Origin of the sequence: Seonamhaeicola sediminis (assembly GCF_004358095.2) — a bacterium.
In the GTDB taxonomy this organism is placed as follows: domain Bacteria; phylum Bacteroidota; class Bacteroidia; order Flavobacteriales; family Flavobacteriaceae; genus Seonamhaeicola; species Seonamhaeicola sediminis.
The window spans coordinates 1-2,923 of sequence record NZ_SMZJ02000026.1; the positions used below are offsets into that span (position 1 = coordinate 1).

The 2,923-nt window shown below is 32.8% G+C and carries 4 protein-coding genes; all 4 read left to right on the forward strand.

Annotation, left to right across the window (positions count from 1 at the left end):
* The first annotated feature begins 271 nt into the window (after positions 1 to 271).
* The 4 genes from E1J38_RS14885 to E1J38_RS14900 all read left to right on the forward strand — a co-directional run bounded on the left by E1J38_RS14885 (position 272) and on the right by E1J38_RS14900 (position 2,649).
* Positions 272 to 841: a hypothetical protein gene (locus E1J38_RS14885; RefSeq protein WP_133357626.1), complete on the forward strand. Its 570-nt coding sequence runs from the start codon at positions 272 to 274 to the stop codon at positions 839 to 841.
* A 172-nt stretch (positions 842 to 1,013) separates the two neighbouring features.
* A complete protein-coding gene (locus tag E1J38_RS14890) occupies positions 1,014 to 1,523 on the forward strand; it encodes a hypothetical protein (protein WP_133357625.1) in 510 nt (169 codons plus the stop codon).
* Positions 1,524 to 2,089: 566 nt separating this feature from the next.
* Positions 2,090 to 2,335 (forward strand): AbrB/MazE/SpoVT family DNA-binding domain-containing protein, encoded by a 246-nt coding sequence (locus E1J38_RS14895; RefSeq protein ID WP_133357624.1) that lies wholly within the window; start codon positions 2,090 to 2,092, stop codon positions 2,333 to 2,335.
* The gene (locus E1J38_RS14900; RefSeq protein ID WP_133357623.1) at positions 2,326 to 2,649 is read left to right on the forward strand and encodes a type II toxin-antitoxin system PemK/MazF family toxin; all 324 of its coding nucleotides are present in this window, start codon (positions 2,326 to 2,328) and stop codon (positions 2,647 to 2,649) included. The genes E1J38_RS14895 and E1J38_RS14900 overlap by 10 nt, the downstream gene beginning before the upstream one ends.
* Positions 2,650 to 2,923 lie beyond the last annotated feature (274 nt).

Here is a 2,923-nt window from a genome sequence, read left to right on the forward strand (position 1 = left end):
GTATTTTCCAACTTCGTTTGTGAATGTCGATGCCAATGTATAACTTTGGTTGAGCAGTTTGTTCAGTTTTCATATCTTAATCGTTTTAGTGAACTTTAAAGATACTGACTTACTGCTTTTTCATGGATGCTAAAAAACATTGCTTATTTTAGTTAAACCGTTTGGGCGTTGCTCGTTTGCTAGCTTCTGATTTTCCTTCGGAAAATCCTCGCATACAAACACGCAACGTTCCTTACACAAACACGTTGTAAGTAATTTACCCAAACCGAAAATGAAGTATCTAATTTTAGTTTTATTCTGTTTATTAATACAATCTTGTTCTGATTGTACAAATGTATATTTCACGGAAAATGACAAAACTTGGTTTACTAATTATAATGTTGGAGATAAATTAATATTTAAGTCGCAACTAAATAATTATGATACAATTTTTATCACAAATAAAGTTATTAAAGAACCAAAAGGTGAATGCAATCCATTTGTGTCTGAATTTGACAAAGATTTTGTGAGAATAGATTACGAAATTAAAAAAGATACTTTCAAATTGGTAAACGATTACTTTGTCCAAATTGCAGCGAATGAAAATCTGAAAGACGCAAGTCCTGTTATTCGTTTACTGAATATGGAATATAGTAATTCTAGAAATAACTTACCGACAACAAAGGCATCTGACTTGAATTCTGACTGGAAAAATGTTTATACTTTCGATAAAGATAATTGTCCTTACTCAAATCTGAACGGAAGATTTGGTTTAACTGAATTTCAATGGGATAAAAAATATGGACTTGTCTCTTATAAAAATGATAAAGGAGAGAAATGGATTTTAATAAAAAAAGAATAAAAAACTACTTACAACAATGTATAACCGCAATTACGGCGGATTCGACTTCGTCCGAATCCACTCGGAATTGCTAAAGTCCGTGTTAAACCGAAAATAATCGCTAATTTAACCCGTAACTGACGGTTATACGTAACCGTTGGCAACAAGCTAAAAAACGAACTCAACGAAAAAAATGAACTCAAGAACAATCGAGAAAAATATTGGAAAACCGACAAAAATCGATTGGAAAAAACCGAAAGCAATTGGAAGTTCATCATTTTATCTAAAGTCTTTTAAAGCAAAAAATAATTCGACGGAATTTATAAAAGAAAACTCTAAATGTAGTTTTGAAAAATATTCAGGTGGAATTCTTTTAAGGTCAAACTTGTCTAATAAAACAAGTGCGTTGACAATAAAAGAATCGGAAATCGAATACATAAAATTAATACGCGGAAAAGAAAGCGTTGAACCTCTGACTTTATCGCCAATGTGGATTTTGTTGAAATTAGGAGTTTCTAAATTAATTGCAAGATATTTTAGAATTGTGCTCGGAGAATATTCAATCGACGAAATGAAATTAAAAATCGAGACCGAAAATCAAATTATGGAATTCACGCAAAACGGATATATATTTAAGAGACAATTGAGTTTCTTTAAAAACCTGAATTACGGAGAAAAATTAATAATTGAAATGAACGAATAAAATAAAAATCGGAACGAATTAAAGAAAGCCAGTTGCCAACAATGTATAAAAATAATGCTAAATTAGTTGCTTAATCAAAGGTTAGTGCACTTTTGTTACGTATGATTTTCCTGCGGAAAATCCTCGCACACAAAACCGCACTATTCTTATACGTAACCGATGATAGCACATTCGCCAAAGGCGAACTTTAATCTGCGCTGCTTCGCAGACAATGCATCTTAAAGCATGTGCTATCATCTGCAGGGTTAAACCAAATTACTACTAAAACCTATCCTAAAAATATCGCCTTCTGCGGGCTTCGAGCCAAAACGTGCGACATCGTCGGNCTGCTTCTCGAATTCCCAAGCCAATAAATTCTACAATTTACGCTTCGCTTTCGCGAAGCTAATTGACAATCAATAATTAGAGAGTATATGGAAGTCCTTTTCTCTAATTATTGCTCAAGAATTTATTATCTTTTCATTCTCTAAGCAGAACTACGTTTAACCCTGCAGTTGGCATTAATACGGAACGAATTTTGATATTTCAATAAAATGTATTTACTTTGTAATAACATTTTAGCACTTATGGAAACATCAATAATAAAAATCGGAAATTCAAAAGGACTTCGTCTGAGCAAGACCATTTTGGAAAAATATAAAATTAAGGACAAGGTTGAACTTATTCTTGAAAAAGGACAAATAATCCTCAAACCAATCGCATCACCAAGAAAAAATTGGGAAAAGGAATTTAAAAAAATGAGTGAAAACGGAGATGACAAGTTGCTTATGAATGATGTTTTCGAGGATGAAAATCTTGAGGAATGGATCTAAAACAATACTCGATTGTTCTTGTCAACCTTGACCCTACCATTGGAAGTGAAATAAAAAAGACTAGACCTTGTGTAGTCATTTCACCAAATGAAATGAACAAATACCTAAACACAATCGTCCTTGCTCCTATGACAACAAACCTGAAAAAATATCCGACAAGAGTTTCTGTGAAACACAACGGAAAAAAGGGAATGATTGCAATCGACCAAATTCGGACTGTCGATAAAACAAGAATCGTACGAATTTTTGAAAGCCTGACCGATTCTGAAATTGACAAATGCAAAGAAGTTATAAAAGAAACTTTTGTAGACTAAAAAAAAGTACTAATGCCAACAACGTGTAAACGCAATAACGGCGGAATTTTCTACCGAAAATTCTCGCCTTTTTACTAACTTGGTGGCGTCAGCGGAAAGTACTCGCGCACTTTCCCGTTACTGACGCTTACACAAAACCGTTGCCATTCATTGGCGGAACGCACTCAAACTGAAAATAAAAAATGAAAAAAGTATTAAAAATAATTTCTACAATATCTATTATATTATTTGGAATCTTATGGATTTCAAGCAAATTTGATTTCTTGACCGAATA

Bases quoted from the DNA above. Each gene is read 5' to 3' on its own strand.
- E1J38_RS14900 (WP_133357623.1), top strand. From the start codon at position 2,326: ATGGATCTAAAACAATACTCGATTGTTCTTGTCAACCTTGACCCTACC.
- E1J38_RS14895 (WP_133357624.1), top strand. From the start codon at position 2,090: ATGGAAACATCAATAATAAAAATCGGAAATTCAAAAGGACTTCGTCTG.
- E1J38_RS14885 (WP_133357626.1), top strand. From the start codon at position 272: ATGAAGTATCTAATTTTAGTTTTATTCTGTTTATTAATACAATCTTGT.
- E1J38_RS14890 (WP_133357625.1), top strand. From the start codon at position 1,014: ATGAACTCAAGAACAATCGAGAAAAATATTGGAAAACCGACAAAAATC.